The organism is Chryseobacterium carnipullorum (assembly GCF_900142785.1).
GTDB classification, from domain to species: domain Bacteria; phylum Bacteroidota; class Bacteroidia; order Flavobacteriales; family Weeksellaceae; genus Chryseobacterium; species Chryseobacterium carnipullorum.
Map to the genome: position 1 here is coordinate 21,406 of NZ_FRCD01000005.1, position 16,411 is coordinate 37,816.

General features: G+C 36.5%; 15 protein-coding genes and 4 tRNA genes. 4 read left to right on the plus strand and 15 right to left on the minus strand.

Going from position 1 to position 16,411, the window contains the following annotated elements:
* Positions 1–26 precede the first annotated feature (26 nt).
* Positions 27–458 (plus strand): META domain-containing protein, encoded by a 432-nt coding sequence (locus BUC06_RS06820; RefSeq protein WP_073331617.1) that lies wholly within the window; start codon positions 27–29, stop codon positions 456–458.
* An 81-nt stretch (positions 459–539) separates the two neighbouring features.
* On the opposite strand, the gene BUC06_RS06825 is transcribed toward BUC06_RS06820, so the two are convergent.
* The 9 genes from BUC06_RS06825 to BUC06_RS06865 form a co-directional block, all read right to left on the minus strand.
* Positions 540–794, minus strand: coding sequence for a SemiSWEET transporter (locus BUC06_RS06825; RefSeq protein WP_073331621.1), 255 nt, complete (start codon positions 792–794; stop codon positions 540–542).
* A gap of 43 nt (positions 795–837) precedes the next feature.
* Positions 838–1,887 (minus strand): NAD(P)/FAD-dependent oxidoreductase, encoded by a 1,050-nt coding sequence (locus BUC06_RS06830; RefSeq protein ID WP_073331624.1) that lies wholly within the window; start codon positions 1,885–1,887, stop codon positions 838–840.
* 56 nt (positions 1,888–1,943) lie between these two features.
* The gene (gene porN, locus BUC06_RS06835) at positions 1,944–2,882 is read right to left on the minus strand and encodes a type IX secretion system ring subunit PorN/GldN (RefSeq protein WP_073331627.1); all 939 of its coding nucleotides are present in this window, start codon (positions 2,880–2,882) and stop codon (positions 1,944–1,946) included.
* Between the two features lie 20 nt (positions 2,883–2,902).
* Positions 2,903–4,495 carry a type IX secretion system motor protein PorM/GldM gene (gene porM, locus BUC06_RS06840; RefSeq protein WP_073331632.1) on the minus strand — a complete coding sequence of 531 codons (1,593 nt, stop codon included), beginning with the start codon at positions 4,493–4,495 and terminating at the stop codon, positions 2,903–2,905.
* A gap of 54 nt (positions 4,496–4,549) precedes the next feature.
* On the minus strand, positions 4,550–5,242 hold the full coding sequence (gene porL / locus BUC06_RS06845; RefSeq protein WP_073331635.1) for a type IX secretion system motor protein PorL/GldL: 693 nt from the start codon (positions 5,240–5,242) through the stop codon (positions 4,550–4,552).
* A 59-nt stretch (positions 5,243–5,301) separates the two neighbouring features.
* Complete coding sequence (gene porK, locus BUC06_RS06850) at positions 5,302–6,723, minus strand: T9SS ring complex lipoprotein PorK/GldK (RefSeq protein WP_073331638.1); 1,422 nt, start codon at positions 6,721–6,723, stop codon at positions 5,302–5,304.
* Between the two features lie 108 nt (positions 6,724–6,831).
* Entirely contained in the window at positions 6,832–8,685 is a 1,854-nt protein-coding gene (gene glmS / locus BUC06_RS06855; RefSeq protein ID WP_073331641.1) for a glutamine--fructose-6-phosphate transaminase (isomerizing), read from the minus strand.
* 21 nt (positions 8,686–8,706) lie between these two features.
* Entirely contained in the window at positions 8,707–10,317 is a 1,611-nt protein-coding gene (locus tag BUC06_RS06860) for a DUF4270 family protein (RefSeq protein WP_073331644.1), read from the minus strand.
* A gap of 11 nt (positions 10,318–10,328) precedes the next feature.
* Positions 10,329–11,099 (minus strand): glycogen/starch synthase, encoded by a 771-nt coding sequence (locus BUC06_RS06865; RefSeq protein ID WP_073331647.1) that lies wholly within the window; start codon positions 11,097–11,099, stop codon positions 10,329–10,331.
* Between the two features lie 171 nt (positions 11,100–11,270).
* Here BUC06_RS06865 and panC point away from each other — a divergent pair, with 171 nt between their 5' ends.
* Positions 11,271–12,119 (plus strand): pantoate--beta-alanine ligase, encoded by an 849-nt coding sequence (panC, locus tag BUC06_RS06870; protein ID WP_073331650.1) that lies wholly within the window; start codon positions 11,271–11,273, stop codon positions 12,117–12,119.
* A gap of 194 nt (positions 12,120–12,313) precedes the next feature.
* Here the strand turns inward: panC and BUC06_RS06875 are convergent.
* The 4 genes from BUC06_RS06875 to BUC06_RS06890 all read right to left on the minus strand — a co-directional run bounded on the left by BUC06_RS06875 (position 12,314) and on the right by BUC06_RS06890 (position 12,914).
* A tRNA-Lys gene (locus tag BUC06_RS06875) sits at positions 12,314–12,386 on the minus strand.
* A gap of 207 nt (positions 12,387–12,593) precedes the next feature.
* Positions 12,594–12,666 (minus strand) — tRNA-Lys (locus BUC06_RS06880).
* A gap of 55 nt (positions 12,667–12,721) precedes the next feature.
* Positions 12,722–12,804: transfer RNA gene (locus BUC06_RS06885), tRNA-Leu, on the minus strand.
* 37 nt (positions 12,805–12,841) lie between these two features.
* Positions 12,842–12,914, minus strand: a tRNA-Lys gene (locus BUC06_RS06890).
* 114 nt (positions 12,915–13,028) lie between these two features.
* On the opposite strand from BUC06_RS06890, the gene BUC06_RS06895 reads away from it, so the two are divergent.
* Complete coding sequence (locus BUC06_RS06895) at positions 13,029–13,544, plus strand: shikimate kinase (RefSeq protein WP_073331653.1); 516 nt, start codon at positions 13,029–13,031, stop codon at positions 13,542–13,544.
* 14 nt (positions 13,545–13,558) lie between these two features.
* On the opposite strand, the gene BUC06_RS06900 is transcribed toward BUC06_RS06895, so the two are convergent.
* A complete protein-coding gene (locus tag BUC06_RS06900) occupies positions 13,559–13,996 on the minus strand; it encodes an RNA-binding S4 domain-containing protein (RefSeq protein WP_073331656.1) in 438 nt (145 codons plus the stop codon).
* A gap of 55 nt (positions 13,997–14,051) precedes the next feature.
* On the opposite strand from BUC06_RS06900, the gene BUC06_RS06905 reads away from it, so the two are divergent.
* Positions 14,052–14,798, plus strand: a complete 747-nt coding sequence (locus tag BUC06_RS06905; RefSeq protein ID WP_073331660.1) for a hypothetical protein — start codon at positions 14,052–14,054, stop codon at positions 14,796–14,798.
* Positions 14,799–14,866: 68 nt separating this feature from the next.
* Here the strand turns inward: BUC06_RS06905 and BUC06_RS06910 are convergent, their stop codons facing one another.
* On the minus strand, positions 14,867–16,384 hold the full coding sequence (locus BUC06_RS06910; RefSeq protein ID WP_073331664.1) for an FMN-binding glutamate synthase family protein: 1,518 nt from the start codon (positions 16,382–16,384) through the stop codon (positions 14,867–14,869).
* Positions 16,385–16,411: the final 27 nt, after the last annotated feature.

Below are 16,411 nucleotides of genomic sequence, written 5' to 3' on the forward strand. Positions count from 1 at the left end.
CACATCAATCTGAAAAATCAATAATTATGAAAAACTTATACTACTATTTATCCGCTCTTTTTTTTCTGGTATTTCTTACCGCATGTACAACTCCTCCTGTGCAAAAGACAGCTGATATTATGGGCAAAACATGGAAGCTTACGGAACTTAACGGACAGCCTATCCAACTAAAAAACAAAAAAAACAATCCTTATTTCAAGCTTAATACAGAAGGCATGAGATATGAAGGTAATGCAGGCTGCAACGGGGTTGGAGGTACTTTTGAGATCAAGCCTGATATCATGAGAATCAAGTTCAATCAGGGAATGTCTACCATGATGGCCTGTGAAGATCTTGAAACTGAACAGCTATTTACAAAAGCTCTGCTTGCTGCAGATAATTATTCGGTAAACGGTAATACGCTGACATTAAATAAAGCAAGAATGGCTCCTTTGGCTAAATTTGTTCTTCAGCCTTAATTATTCAATGTAAAATTTCACCATATTAAAAGACGCTTCACCAATGGTAAAAGCGTCTTTTTTACTTATTGAAATTCCATCTTATTTCTTATAGATCATATAGCAGATCAAAAGACTTATATTAACTAAAACGGCAAATGCATTGGACAAAATTATGGGCAGTTCATCTTTCATAAAACCATACCAAACCCAAAGTGAAAGTCCTGATATAAGAACAAGCAGCATAACCAGAGAAATATCATCCACATTCTTATCTTTGATTACCTTGATCAATTGAGGGATCATTGAAACAGAGGTTAAAACACCAGCTATTATACCCAAAATATTTTCATTCATAGTTTAAATTCTCGTCTGAAGATATGAATTTCTGCGTTATTCTTTAATGATCCTGACATAATTTAAATCGGTCGGAGGAAACTTCATCATGCAATGGAGTCTCTTCTTCAATGAACTGGTACAGACTTCTTGAAAAGTAGCATCCATTTAAAATTCCTCTTGCTCCAAGACCATTGAAAACATAAAGGTTTTTGAATGATTCATGTCTTCCAATGATAGGTCTACGGTCTTTTACTGTGGGTCTGAAACCAAAATTGACTTCTTTTACTTCAAAATCATGAGGATAAATTTCGGACAATCCATTGACAAGTTGTGCTACTGCTGATTCATCGATTTGATGATGAAGCTGTTCTCTGTCATACGTTCCGCCATAGAAATGGAGTCCGTTATCTGTAGGAAACAGGAAATGTTTCTTTTTAATGGTAATATCCTTCGGAATGGCTTCAGAAAGCTTTACTTTTATATGGTGTCCTTTATTGGGAATAACCGCAATATCTGAAAAGAAAGGATTTTCTTTCACTCCCATCCCTTCACAGAAAATGATATTTTTAAAACCGATATCTTTATAGGAACCTCCGGGAGCGTCTAATTTTTCGTAATTAAATTTTTCTTTTACTAAAAGTTCTTTTTTTCCTAAAAAATCTAATAGATCACTGAAAAACGCGCTTACTTTCAGCCTGGCAGACTGATTGACCTTTCCGGTGTTAAAGTTGTTTTTTACTACCTCTAAATGATCGAAATTTTCATCGAGGAAGCTGGAAAGCTCTTCAGTTTTGGATTTCTTTACCCATAAATTTTGTTCATTCCCGTCATGAAAAATTCTGTGGATCGGTGAATCGATAAGATAATTTTTTCCGGTGTAGGATTCTATTTCAGATAAGGTGTCTTTAAGGAAGTTGATTTGTTCATGTGCTTTCCAGAAAGTGGTAAATTTTTTAAGGACCACAGGATTGATAATTCCCGCTGAAACCTGGGAAGCACTTTTCTTTCCTTCTGAAAACAGGACAAAAGATTTGTTATGTTTAAGGAGCTGATGTGCGAAAAATAGCGCCGCATATCCATCTCCAACGATGATATAGTCTGTATGTTTCATAATAAAAAAAACCTGAGTAAAAGTACTCAGGTTTTGTATAAATATCAAGTGAAATTTTAGTAATTCCACATATCATTTTCCATGTTAAGGATCTGATTTTTGATTCTTTCGCTTTCAGCTAGTTGATCGTCAGCATCTTTAGGGATATAATCTTTGATTGTACCGTCTCCTAAACCGCCTGATGATTTATAAATAACTGAAGAGAATCTTCTTGCATTGATGATATCATCGAAAGACAAGTCTGCAGAAGAATTTTTCCTGTTGTAAACAAAATTGTTTGCCAACACGTCTCTTGCATTCGGATAGAAAATCCAGAACAAGTCGATAAGCTCGTCATTACTGGCAATCGGCTTACCATCTGGTCCAATAACTCCCTGTACAGCAGGATCTGGTCCCATTGCTGCAATACCCAGAGGTCTGTATTTCATCTGTCCGTCTCTCTTATCGATAAACCACATCCCCATAATTTTAAGAACTTTTACTTTATCAGTAGTGGTCTTGAAAACGTCGGTATATTCTTTTTTCTCCTGATCTGTTAATTGTCTACCAGAGTTAAGGATATCAATCGCAGCATCATTGATAATTACTTTTTCCAATCTCTTTTGGATTCCTTCCGGTGTCAATTTTACCGTAAAGTTTTCGTCATCATATACCTGCTCTATTTTTCCGCTTAACGCAGCATCCAATAATAACTGATACAGAGATCTTGTAGGCGTTGCAAGAAGTCCATCCGGATTGTCATAATAGAAAGGCTGGTTGATCTTGTCATTCATATCGATGATCTCCCAAACAAACATACTCTTAAAGATATCTTTATCTTCTACAAAACCATATTCAAGAGGCTTTACTGTTTTATCAATAATAGTATCACCAACTTTTTGTTTGTTTTCCTCTCTCATCTGTCTGAACTCTTCCGGAGAAGTTGCGTTCAGAATAGTTTGGGATAAAGCAAATCCCGAAACTAATACTAAAAGGGTGCTAATATATTTTTTCATAATAAATTACAATTTTAGTCCTATGGAATATTAATGATTATAGGAGTAATGTTTTTAATTACCTGACCGTCAAGACCCTGAGCAGTAACTTTGATATCAAAGATAGAAACTACATCTCCGGATCTAAGATTTTTCACCAATCCAGCGGCATCATTTAATGAACTTCCATGAACTAGTAGTGCTGCTCTTCCTGGTACTCTTACCATAAACTGAGTTACAGTAAACGAAACCGGGAAGTCAAAATCAGGTATCGCAGCCTGTACTGTCTGATTCTGGATAGATGTTGCCGGCATCGACACCATACTTTGTCCTCTGATCTGACCTTGTGGCGGCGGTACATTCTTAATTCTATATTCAAATACCTGAGATACAGATTTTCCGTAAGGATCTATTCCTGATAATGTAAGTTTAACCGTATTTCCTGAAGTAGGTTTCACGCTCCACTTACCACCACCCAGGCTCTTCACAGAAGCTCCAGGAGCAGATAATGAAAGTTTAGAATTATCAGCACCTAAGATTGATCCTGAAACAGGGTTCTCAAGTCCTCTATACATTACATTCATCTTATCCGCAGAAAGTAACAATCCTTTTTCAAGTTTTACTTCTCTTGGTCCTGCAATGACGTTATAGGTATGCGTCCATGGGAAACTTTGAGGTTTTCCTGAAGCGTCCGTTAACGTAATTGTTCCTCCAAGTTTATGTTCTCCGATACCTGAACCTGAAATAGAGATAATCCCTTTTCCATTTTCTACTCTTCCTACACCAGAAATACCAATTTTGTTGCTTGTAGAATAAGTACCTAACATTACTTTTACTTCAGCCTGTTTTCCTGCCTGGATATCTACCGGACCAGAAACGATAGGCTCGTAACTTGAGAATTTGATATTCGCATCCACTTTCTCCTGAAGTAATAATGCCAATGCATCAGATTGTACGTTTCTCGCATCATTTTGAATGATCTCAAGATTTGAGATCGCCGCGATTAACGGCTGATGGTAGAATTTATTCTGGAACCAAGTCTTGTCGTTCGGAGATTTTCCCTTCGGATATTCCGCGATCAAAGACTTATTAGCTCTGTCTACTAAATCTTTTAACTGAGGATTATTACCAAAAGTGGCATTGATATAATTTCTTACATCGTCAATTTTAGCTTTTAAGTCTAATGCTCCTTTAGAAGGTGTATTTTCTTCTCCTTCTTTAAAGAAATACTCAGTAGTCGCTTCATTATTGTTAAGCGCTGCAAAATTCTCGCTTACATCAATATCTTTCCCAGTTTTAGGATCTTTATCATGAAAATCCGACTGTTTTTTAAGGTTATCTTTGATACCCTGAGCAGAAGCTACCAAAACATCAATTTTACCTTTTAAAACTTTATACTGTCCCCAAGGCTGCGCATAGGTATCTGGAACCTGCTGTGCTTTAGCCTCAAGCGTTTTTTCGAAAATTTTCTCGTTTTTATTCTCTGTTAATGTTCTTGTTTCATTCAATGCTCTGGTAGAGTCGTAGTATGATCTGATGATTTCTGCATCAATGTTTAGGGCCATCATAGCGATGAACACCAGATACATTAGGTTGATCATCTTCTGACGAGGTGTCTGTTTTCCTTGTGCCATTCTCTTTTCTTTTAGTTTTTGATTAAGTAGTTAAATTTAGAAATGGTAAGGAAATTAAGACTTCATAGCAGTAAGCATACCACCATAAACTCTATTTAAGCTGTTAAGATTAGTTGTTAAACCTTGTAACTCTTGATTGAATTTTTCAGACTGCTCTGCAGACTTCTGCATATCTGCTACATATTTGTTAGCAAATTCAGATTGTCTTTTACCGCTTTCAAGCTGCATTGCATATAAAGCATTCATACTTTCCATATGCTGAGCTGCTTTGTTAAGCTGGTCATTATATTTGTGAGTAGAAGCTGATACGTCCACTGTTTGGTTGATCTGATCAACAGAGTTAGAGAACTTGTCGATACCAGTTCTTAGTCTGTCAAACAACTGAACATCCAGTTTTGCATCCTGAAGCATTTTGTCTAATTTATTTGAAAGAGAATTTTCTAATTCTGCAAACTGCTGTGCACTGTTTTTAGATGACACATTAGAATGTAAAGGGTTTGGGTGTGCATGTTTATCTAATAATTCAGGATAAACATTCTCCCATGCATAAGATTCTTCTGATTTTGGAGGGTCAAATGCGAAAATGATAAAGATAATAGCCTCCGTAATAAGTCCCACAGTAAGAGCGATATTACCATTAATAGGTCCCAAGGTAATGTGAGTAATTTTAAGCCAAGCTCCAAGAATTACAATTGCAGCACCGAATGAATAAAAGAAATTCATCCAAGCATCTTTAGTCTTAAACATATTAAGTTAGTTTTTTTAATGTTAAATAAAATTGTTATTGAAAATAATTGTCTGGTTAATTATCTGTTAACTCTTCTTGGTTTAACAGCTGCTTCAGGAATATCCTGTACAGTTCTGAATCCGATATAGCTTCTTGCAGAATCTTTTCTTTCCCAATCTCTAGCACCAGTCATAAGTGCATATCCTATATCTTTCCAAGAACCACCTCTTACTGATCTCTTTGTATCCTTTTTATCTTTAGTAGAAGGATTTAACGTAGATGAGAATCCATAAGAAGAGTTGTTATACGCAGATTCTGTCCATTCAGAAACGTTTCCAGCCATATCAAATAACCCAAATCCATTTTTCTTAAATTTCTTTACTGGAGCTGTATATGTATAAGTACCTTTTTTCTCGTCTTCCATGTAATTACCTCTCTTCGGTTTGAAGTTGGCTAAGTAGCAACCTCTGTCATCCATTAAATATGGACCACCCCAAGGGTAAGTAGCATTTTGCATTCCGCCTTTTGCTGCATATTCCCACTCAATTTCTGTAGGTAAACGGAATATTAATGGTCTTTGTTTTTTTCTTTTTAAGCTTTCGTTGTAGTCTGTTTTCAGTTTAGATCTGAAGTTACAGTAAGCTCTTGCCTGATCCCACGTTACCCCTACTACAGGATAATCTTTGTAGGCTTTGTGCCAGAAATACTGTTCAAACAACGGCTCGTTGTAAGTAAAGTGGAAATCATTTACCCATACCGTAGTATCAGGATAGATGGCAATGCTTGAACTCTTAAGGTAATTAGCACCTCTTTCGTTGTCAGCTAATGCGGCATCCATATCTCCCCACTGATAGTTGTATTTTAATTTACTAACGTCTAAAATTCTTTCGTTTCCGATTCTAGAAGAAGCAGGCAGATACATAGATTCCAGAACTTCCGCATATTCTACATCAGGATACTTTCCAGTACTCCAATGTAAAGGGATTTTCCAGTCTAATTTTTTAGTTGCATCATAGGCTCCGTCTTCTCTTCCTCCCTGGCCTTCCAAATATTCCTGATAAGGTGTTAAGTTTTCTTCTTTTTTAGCAAGGTATGCATAATCACCGATGCTTGCTCCTTTACGTCCACCTTCTTCACCGCCTTCCCCAGCGGCTTCAGCTAATAGAGTTCTCGCAATGGAATCTCTTACATAATTGATAAATACCCTGTACTCAGCGTTGGTAGTTTCAGCTTCATCCATGAAGAAAGAAGAGACCGTAACCGTTTTCAATGATGCTTTTTCAGGAGTATTTGTTGGGTCCTGATCTGCCAGACCAGCAACAAATGAACCCGCTGGAATAGCCACCATTCCGAATGGTCTTTCCGCAACAAATGATTTCGTTTTTTCTCTTGGTATCAATTCTCCTTTCGTTCCAGGCTTCCCTACAGAAGAACTGCCACCACCTGAACAAGATACTGATGCTACCGACGCAGACAATAATAAAAGAAATATCCTTTTCATGTTAATTTTTATAATTAAGCCGTAAATATATAATTTTTTTAAGAAACTTTTAAGATTTTTTTTGAAATAACGGAAGAAATCTAAATTTATTTTATTTACAACTACTTTTTACTCTACAGTTACGGATTTTGCCAGGTTTCTTGGCTGATCTACATTCGCTCCTCGGTATACAGCAATGTAGTAGGCCAATAATTGCAAAGGTACAGAGGCAACAATTGGAGAGAAGCATTCTGAAGTCTCAGGAATTTCAATAACATAATCTGCCATTGCACTTACCTGCTTATCTCCTTTATTAACGACTGCAATAACCTTCCCTTTTCTTGCCTTAATTTCCTGAACATTACTCACAATTTTATCATAGTGTCCTTTCTTAGGAGCAATGATAACGATCGGCATATTTTCATCAATAAGGGCAATAGGTCCGTGCTTCATTTCTGCTGCCGGATATCCTTCTGCGTGAATATAAGAGATCTCCTTTAGTTTTAATGCACCTTCCAAGGCTGCAGGATAATTGTATCCTCTTCCTAAATAAAGGAAATTAGTGGTGTTTATAAAGTCTTTTGCAATATTTTGAGTCAACTCGTGAGTCGTACTTAAGACTTCTTCGATCTTTTTAGGAAGTGCATCCAACTCAGCAATTAAGCTCATGAATTCAGCATTCCCTAAGTTACCGTTATGTTTTCCTAATTTAAATGCAATTAAAGTAAGAATGGTAAGTTGAGCAGTAAATGCCTTGGTAGAAGCTACTCCTATCTCTGGACCAGCGTGTGTATATGAACCTGCATCTGTAATTCTTGCAATAGAGGAATCTACTACATTACATATACCATATATAAATGCTCCTCTTTCTTTTGCTAATTTCAACGCAGCCATAGTATCTGCTGTCTCTCCGGATTGGGAGATGGCAATAACAACGTCTTTATCGGTAATAATTGGATTTCTGTATCTGAATTCTGATGCATATTCTACCTCTACAGGTATTCTTGCATATTCTTCAATAAGGTATTCTCCGATAAGGCCTGCATGCCATGAAGTACCACAGGCAATAATAATGATTCTGTTGGCATTCTTGAATCTTTCTAAATGATCCCAGATCCCTGCCATTTTTATAATCCCCTCATCCAGAAGAAGTCTTCCTCTCATAGTGTCATGTATAGACTTAGGCTGTTCAAAGATTTCTTTAAGCATAAAATGCTCATACCCACCTTTTTCAATCTGTTCTAAGCTTAATTTAAGCTCTTGGATCTCAGGCTCAATCTTAGAATTTTCATTAATAGTTCTGATGTCTACTCCATTTTCTAATGATATAGTAGCCATGTGTCCCTCTTCAAGATAGATTGCCTCTTTTGTAAATTCCACAAAAGGAGAGGCATCAGAAGCAATAAAGTACTCTTTATCACCGATTCCTATAGCCAGCGGAGAACCTAATCTTGCAACAACCAATACTCCAGGATAATCTTCGTGAAGTACTGTAATAGCATAAGCTCCATACACTTCATTCAAAGCATATCTTACTGCTGTAGGGAAATCTGTGTCGGATTTTAAATCCATAAAATACTGAATAAGGTTCACCAGTACTTCTGTATCTGTTTCGGACTTAAATGTAAATCCTTTTTCCGTAAGCATTGTTTTAATAGTATCATAGTTCTCTATAATACCATTATGTACCACTGCTATTTTTCCGTTATTTGATAAATGTGGGTGTGAATTTCGGTCACTTGGAACTCCGTGTGTAGCCCATCTGGTATGCCCCATTCCTATTTTGGCTGTTCCTTTCAATTGTTCTGAAATACTAACCAAATCATCTACCTTGCCTTTTGTTTTTTCTACTTCAAATTTCTTATTTGAGCCTTCCAAAACAATTCCTGCACTGTCATACCCTCTATATTCTAATCTTCTAAGACCGTTGATCACAATATCATACGCATCCTGAAATCCTGTATATCCTACAATTCCGCACATATTTTTTCTAGTGTTTTTTTATTATTTTTTTGTACCGTAAGTAACTTTTAACTGAATTCTGTTGGCATTATTTTTATCCGATCCTACAAAAACCGCTCTTTCTGTTGCGAATGATCTTGAGGTGAATTTATATCCACCATAAGCACCTGCTGTAGTGAGCACAAAATCTCCCATATTAATAAGCAAAATATTATTATCTTTCCCCCCTTCCACAATATCTTTTACTGTTTTTGTAACAATGAAATCATAATAGGATGGATTCTTATCCAGGTCATATGATCTCATCAGACCGAAACCAGCGGTAAGATCTGAAGTAAAACCTGTTGGTTCAAGTAATCCCGTTTTTTCATTTTTTGCCAAAGGAACAAGATTGAAATTATTTGCTTTCCTTTTATAATTATTACTCCATGTTGCAGCATCTGTAAAGATTCTGATACTAGCACTCATGATAGCTGCCTTATCATTATTATATAATGTTTTAAGCTTGTTAATCGTTTCGTCAGGAATTTTCACACGTACAGAAGGTCCTCCCATTCCCTGTAAATAAAGTTTATCATCCCCGTCAGTCGTGTTGATAGACTGCCTGGCCGTTGCCCATGCAGAGTTTGTTCTGTCATATTCATACTGTCCTATACGTGCATTACCGATACCTCCTGTAAGAAGTAATTTGAAGGTAGACTGTGGTCTTGTGATTGTACCATTGTCATTTTTCTCATTGGTATAATACATGATCAGCTCCATTGTTTCTGTAGGAATCTGTAAAAGATAACCATCTGTATCAGTTACAGACAACTTTATCCCTTTGAAATATCTTGTAAAGTTTGCCGCATCCATAAGCTCAGGCTTTCCACTTTTATCAAGAATTTTTGTTTGGAAAAAATCTTTATTCAAACGGATTCTAAGTCCCGCATCTGAAGTAAACAAAGCAGAATTATCCGACTTTTTGGTAATTGTTTTAGAAGTTACATTCCCATCAAATACAGCAGATCCTAATGATTCTCCTGTATTCACAACCACGTTGGAATATTTAAAAGCATCCGTATTACTATCTAAGAATGTGGTGATTTCATCTACATTAATATGCATTAAAGTATGTGAGCCACCCGGACCTAGTTTTGTCTTACCATATTTATTAATGAAATTTGTAGGGTACGACTTTATTTCTGTAGAAACAGGTACCGTTTCAGTTCCTACCAATAAACTTTCGTCTTTAAGAGGACGGGTAACTACTGAATCAGCAACAGAATTGGGTCTTAATACTAAAACTACAGAATCCACTTTTGGAGTCGTTCCGAAGTTAAAATTATCAGTGCTCATTCTTAACTGGGTAAGATAAGATGCTTTCTGCATACCGAACTGTCCCTCAGAAAAAGCTCCAAGAACAGCATAGGACGGAGATATGCCTGAGGTATTAATCATATTAACAAGTCTCCCAGCATCACTTCTGATCGAATCATTATTATTAACATTATAAGCAATAAGAGGATAAGAAGTTACATTACCTTCGGCAGCACCATCTACAAAAAGCTGTTCACCCAGCGAATCCGCTTCCGGTTCGCAATTATAAAGAAGGGAACTCCCAAAAACCGCCACAAAAAGTATGGCTAAAGTTCTTTTAACAGTATGAGTCATTAAAAATGTGTTTAATAAAGTTGGTTTATAGAATCTACGTCAACGTATTCTGACTTCGGAGTAGTTGTTTCATTGAACCCTTTGTCAAGATCCTCATCCAGAAACTCATCTCCTTTTACGACCATGTCAACGTAATTCATACTTTCAATAACAAAATTTTTGATTGTCGGATTATCTAACGCTTTTAATCCTGAAATATTATCGAATGTCAATTTTTCAGCAATATTCTTGTCAAGATCAGCATCTTTCTCATTGTACAGGGAAAGAACGATTTTGGCATCTTTGAAATACGTATCAGATTCGTAATATGTTTTAAGGTAAATTGGAACAAAAGAAGACATCCATCCGTTCAAGTGGATTACATCCGGAACCCAGTTTAGTTTTTTGATGGTTTCGATAACCCCTCTTGCAAAGAAAATAGCTCTTTCGTCATTGTCATCAAAAGGATTTCCTTCATCATCTACATAGTACTGCTTTCTTTTGAAGTATTCTTCGTTGTCGATAAAGTAAACCTGAAGTCTTTCCCCAGGAAGAGATGCTACTTTAATGATTAACGGCTGATCCAGGTCGTTGATAATAATGTTCATTCCCGAAAGACGGATCACCTCATGAAGTTGGAATTTTCTTTCACTTATTTGTCCAAATCTTGGCATAAAAACTCTTACATCATTGCCTTCATTGTGCATCTTAAGTGCCATTTTGTTTACCACTGCAGCCATATTAGTGTCTTCCTGATATGGATACATCTCTGTAGTAATGTACAGTATTTTTTGATTCGGCATAAATTTCTATCTATATTTTTGTAAAAATGCTTTAATGTGCAAAATTACAAAAAAACATCCAACATTATTTTAATTAACATTATTTTACGATAATTCCTATTTCCAAATTACTAAAAACACATATAATTATGTGATATTTTTAGTATTTTTGAATTAGTATTAAAATAAACTATGGAAGTTATAAAGAATAAGAAACCCCTTCAGGATTTCATTGAAAGACAGAAAGAAATGGGTAAAAAGATAGGCTTTGCTCCTACTATGGGAGCCCTTCATCAGGGCCATCTTTCCCTGTATGAAGAAGCCAGAAAAGATAATGACCTGGTCATTTCTTCAATTTTTGTAAATCCTACTCAATTCAACAATCCTGAAGACCTTGAAAAGTATCCCAGAGATATCAACAGAGACATTCTTATCCTGAAAAATTCAGGGCTGGTAGATGCTGTTTACATCCCTGAAGTTGCTGATATTTATCCTGAAAAAACAGAAAGTCAGCATTATGATTTCGATGGACTGGAAAATGAAATGGAAGGAAAATCAAGGCCGGGACATTTTGATGGCGTAGGAACTGTAGTAGAAGAGCTTTTCAGACAAATCCAGCCGGATAGCGCTTATTTTGGTGAAAAAGATTTCCAGCAACTGGCCATTATCAAAAAAATGGTTGAAAAAAAGCACCTTCCTGTAAAAATCACCGGTGTTTCCATTTACAGGGCTGAAAACGGCCTGGCCTTAAGCTCCAGAAACCAAAGACTTCATGAAGACCGAAAAGAGGCATCAAAAGTTATTTATCATACTTTAAACAAAGTAAATGACTGGTTCAGGACGGTTACTATTGCTGAAATAAAAGAAAGAGTGACTGATATTTTTGATCATGAGCAAGGAATGAAATTGGAATATTTCCTGATCGCTGATGAAAACACACTGAAAGAAACCGATTTCTTTTACAAAGACAAAAGCTACAGAGCATTCATCGTAGTGATAGTAGACGGGGTAAGGCTTATCGACAACCTTCATCTGGATTAATTATTAAACAGGCGTTCAACAAAAACACCTCTGTAAACTTCATATAAAAACAAAAAAACTCTGATTACACGATCAGAGTTTCTTTATTTTATGCGTCATTTATATAAAAAAAATCAAAGGTCTCTTGAGGAAACCTTTGATACACCAAATCACAAAATATTAATATGAAAAAAATTTACTTTTCAGTAAACTTGTGACCCGGCTGGGATTCGAACCCAGGACCCATACATTAAAAGTGTATTGCTCTACCAGCTGAGCTACCGAGTCGGTCACTTGTTAACGACTTTTCTTTGTATAATAGATGTCGTTTTTAAGAGGTGCAAAGATATGATTTTTTTTTATCCCTGCAATATTTTTTATTAAAAAATTTAAAGTGTTTATTTTTTTAAAAAATCAAAGGTCTCTTGCGGAGACCTTTGAAACACCAAATCACAAAATATTAATATGAAAAAAATTTACTTTTCAGTAAACTTGTGACCCGGCTGGGATTCGAACCCAGGACCCATACATTAAAAGTGTATTGCTCTACCAGCTGAGCTACCGAGTCGGCCACAATTAAAAATGAAATCAATTCATTAATAATTATTCAATTTTCTTTGCAGTGCCTGCGACTGGACTCGAACCAGCACATCCTTAGGAAACCACCCCCTCAAGATGGCGTGTCTACCAATTCCACCACGCAGGCTATAAAATCACAAAAATCTAGTAATTTTTTTCGCTTGTGACCCGGCTGGGATTCGAACCCAGGACCCATACATTAAAAGTGTATTGCTCTACCAGCTGAGCTACCGAGTCGGTCACTTTGTCAACGATTTGCATTTGAATAATGTCCCTCGTTTTCAGTGGTGCAAAGATATAAGTTTTTTCTTTATCTCAAAACTTTTTTGCAAATTTGTTTAAAAAAAATTCATGGTTATTTCACTGATCGGATACATGGGATCTGGCAAATCTCACATTTCCAAAATATTAAGCGACAAAATAAATTTCAGGCTAATTGACCTCGATAAAGAGATTTCTAGACGAAATAAATTAACCATTCCTGAGATTTTCGAAAAAAAGGGAGAAATCCACTTTAGAAAGCTGGAAAGAGAGGCATTGGAAGAAATACTTGCTTCGGAAGAAAATACGGTTTTAAGCCTTGGTGGAGGCACTCCTGTTTATTACAATAATATGGAGATCATCAATCACGGTTCAAAAAGCATATTTTTAAAAGCTTCTGTAGGCACTTTATACGAAAGAATATCAAAACAGAAAGAAAAAAGACCGTTGATTGCCAATATTTCAGATGAAAATCTTCCTGAGTTTATAGCCAAACATTTATTTGAAAGAAATGCATTTTACAGCAAAGCTCAGTTCAGCGTCAATACCGATGCCAGAGATCCTGAAGATATTGTCAAAGAAATAATAGAAAAGCTCTATCTCTAGAGCTTTTTTTAGTTTTAATCTTCATTTTCAGTAATGTCTGCCGTTTCGCCAAAGAAATCATCCCAGTCTGTAAAGTCTGAGGCAATATCATTTCCTACATATTCATCCATATCTCTTCTGTCTCTTTTGGTAGGTCTGCCTTCTCCTTTAATTCTGTAATAATCCTGTGACATTTTGCGGAGTTTTAATAATTCATATTGCTCCTTATCTGTCACATCCTGTATATAGAGGGGAACCAGCTTCGCTCCCAATCTGCTTTTTGGAATCTGGATCACTTTTATTTTATAGTCGATCTGATTTTTGCGAATCTTGATTACATCCCCTTCTTTAACCTCCTTAGACGACTTTACGGCAGAGGTTCCTATTGACACTCTGTTCTTTTTAATTTCCTCTGTTGCAACACTTCTCGTCTTATAAAAACGAATGCACCATAAAAATTTATCTATTCTCATAATTTTTTATACTTTTGCCGTTATATTATTTGTAAAGTAATTAAAGTTTTTTGAAATGAAAAAAATATTTTTATATATCCTTGCGGGGTCTCTATCTTTTACAGCGTGTAAAAAAGATGATGAAGTTGAAACTTATAAAGAACCGGAAGACATTACCGTTCAAAACAACTATGACGATCAGGCCATTAAGAAGTTTATGGACGAAAATTATCTGGATGCCCAAGGGAATATAAAAGCTTTCAGCACAACGGATGCCAGTGATGATAATGAAAAAAAATTATCAAGCCTTCCGTATGAAACGCTTCCTTCCGGAACCATCTATATTATGAGAGACGGAGCACAGCCTCCTGCAATTGATGAGAAAACCATTAATCCAAAAGATATCCTTACGGTGATGATGAGAGCTACGGCTCATTTAGCAGCTAATACTGACGGCAACGTTTCTTTTATTTCAACTTTAGCAATCAACAACACTATTAATGGTAATGGGCTTCCACTAGTGGATCCTATGTATTATTATGTAAAACAATCTGTATTAGCCGCTGCAACTACAGATGCTGCCAAGCAACCAAGCTATTACGAAATTGAAGGCTTCCAGGAAGCTATAAGAAAATTCAAGGCTTTTAATAATCTTCCAAATGGAAACCCCTATAATCTTCAAGGTGTTATTTTAGTACCATCAAGAGCAGCTTTCGCAAGAGATCCTCATTTCCCTTACAATACATCTTATTCTCTTAGAAATTGTTCTTTTGTATTTAATTTTCAGGTATATGGAAGAGCAGACCGACCTGTCGGACAATAGTTTCATACCATTATAAAAAATATACAACCGCCTTCATCTGAAGGCGGTTGTATATTTTTTACCCTTTACTAATACTTTGCTTTCTGCTTTACATTGCCTAAAATATCCGGAAAATAAAGATCTGCCAGATGATCAAACTCGTCACCTCTCATGAACATAGTCGCATCAACTTCTTCATAAGAGCTTCTTCCCGCGGCGGCAATCAGTTCATTGCAGGTATGGAGAGTATTTTTGTGGAAATGGTATACTCTTTCGCTTTTATCAGTAACATCCAGTCCTTTGACCAGCATTTTGTCCTGAGTAGCAACTCCTGTAGGGCAATTGTTATTGTTGCATCTTAAAGCCTGAATACATCCTAGTGAGAACATAAATCCTCTCGCGTTATTACACATATCCGCTCCCATTGCTATGGCTCTAAGAATATCCAAGCTTGTCAGTACTTTTCCGCTGGCAATAACCCTTAATTTGCTTCTTAAATTATAATTATTAAGCGTTCTGTTCACAAAAATAAGAGCAGGTTCCAAAGGCATTCCTACTCCATCCGAAAATTCAGGTGGTGCTGCTCCAGTCCCTCCTTCTGCTCCGTCTATCGTAATGAAATCCGGATAGATTTTCATCACATTCATCTGTACACAAATATCTTCAAATTCTTTGGTATCGCCTATACAAAGCTTAAAACCTACAGGCTTACCACCTGAAAGTTCTCTAAGTTGCTGTACAAATCTAAGCAATCCTGATGCATCAGAAAATGAACTGTGAGATGGTGGTGAGATTACCGTCATACCTGGAGTGACGTGACGGATTTTTGCGATCTCCGGTGTATTTTTCACCCCTGGAAGAACACCTCCATGTCCTGGCTTTGCTCCCTGAGACAGCTTAATTTCGATCATCTTTACATTTGGAAGCGTCGCGTACTTTTCAAAAAGTTCCGGGTTAAATTTCCCTTCTTCATTACGGCACCCGAAATATCCGGTTCCGATCTGCCAGCACAGATCTCCTCCTTCCATATGATAGGGAGAAATACCTCCTTCTCCTGTATTATGATAGAAATTTCCTTTTTTAGCCCCTCTGTTTAATGAAATCTGTGCCCTGTCGCTCAATGCTCCAAAACTCATTGCTGAAATATTGAATAAAGAAGCATGATAAGGCTGCGTACACTGCTCTCCTCCTACCCATACTCTTGGAAGTTCTTCTACAGGTGATTTTGCATAAATGGAATGCTTAATCCCTTCATATTTTCTATGATTAACTTCTAACTGTGTTCCAAAAGCGACTGTATCACTTAAGTTTTTAGCACGTCTGTATACTGCGGAACGCTGGTTTCTGGGAAATGGTTTCCCATCGGTCTCCCTTTCGATGAAATACTGCTGCATTTCGGGTGAAATACTTTCGAAAAAGTACCTGAAGTATCCCAATACAGGGAAGTTCCTCAAAATAGCGTGTTTCGACTGGTAAGCATTGTAAACACCCAATGCATAGATGGCGGATAACAGGATGGGTATCCAATAATGCGCTCTGATCAGTAATGCGACGATCCATGTAGCAGTTACTAATACAATTCCCCAAGATAAAAACTTATCTCTCATGAATGTAGTTATTTAAAGTTAAAATAA

What these genes read in the sequence shown, in the direction of transcription:
- porL (WP_073331635.1), bottom strand. Translation starts at nt 5,242, where the DNA reads ATGTTTAAGACTAAAGATGCTTGGATGAATTTCTTTTATTCATTCGGT.
- BUC06_RS06905 (WP_073331660.1), top strand. Translation starts at nt 14,052, where the DNA reads ATGAAAAAAATATTTTTATATATCCTTGCGGGGTCTCTATCTTTTACA.
- BUC06_RS06895 (WP_073331653.1), top strand. Translation starts at nt 13,029, where the DNA reads ATGGTTATTTCACTGATCGGATACATGGGATCTGGCAAATCTCACATT.
- BUC06_RS06830 (WP_073331624.1), bottom strand. Translation starts at nt 1,887, where the DNA reads ATGAAACATACAGACTATATCATCGTTGGAGATGGATATGCGGCGCTA.
- glmS (WP_073331641.1), bottom strand. Translation starts at nt 8,685, where the DNA reads ATGTGCGGAATTGTAGGATATACAGGATTTCAGGATGCGTATGATATT.
- BUC06_RS06820 (WP_073331617.1), top strand. Translation starts at nt 27, where the DNA reads ATGAAAAACTTATACTACTATTTATCCGCTCTTTTTTTTCTGGTATTT.
- porK (WP_073331638.1), bottom strand. Translation starts at nt 6,723, where the DNA reads ATGAAAAGGATATTTCTTTTATTATTGTCTGCGTCGGTAGCATCAGTA.
- BUC06_RS06860 (WP_073331644.1), bottom strand. Translation starts at nt 10,317, where the DNA reads ATGACTCATACTGTTAAAAGAACTTTAGCCATACTTTTTGTGGCGGTT.
- BUC06_RS06825 (WP_073331621.1), bottom strand. Translation starts at nt 794, where the DNA reads ATGAATGAAAATATTTTGGGTATAATAGCTGGTGTTTTAACCTCTGTT.
- panC (WP_073331650.1), top strand. Translation starts at nt 11,271, where the DNA reads ATGGAAGTTATAAAGAATAAGAAACCCCTTCAGGATTTCATTGAAAGA.
- BUC06_RS06865 (WP_073331647.1), bottom strand. Translation starts at nt 11,099, where the DNA reads ATGCCGAATCAAAAAATACTGTACATTACTACAGAGATGTATCCATAT.
- BUC06_RS06900 (WP_073331656.1), bottom strand. Translation starts at nt 13,996, where the DNA reads ATGAGAATAGATAAATTTTTATGGTGCATTCGTTTTTATAAGACGAGA.
- BUC06_RS06910 (WP_073331664.1), bottom strand. Translation starts at nt 16,384, where the DNA reads ATGAGAGATAAGTTTTTATCTTGGGGAATTGTATTAGTAACTGCTACA.
- porN (WP_073331627.1), bottom strand. Translation starts at nt 2,882, where the DNA reads ATGAAAAAATATATTAGCACCCTTTTAGTATTAGTTTCGGGATTTGCT.
- porM (WP_073331632.1), bottom strand. Translation starts at nt 4,495, where the DNA reads ATGGCACAAGGAAAACAGACACCTCGTCAGAAGATGATCAACCTAATG.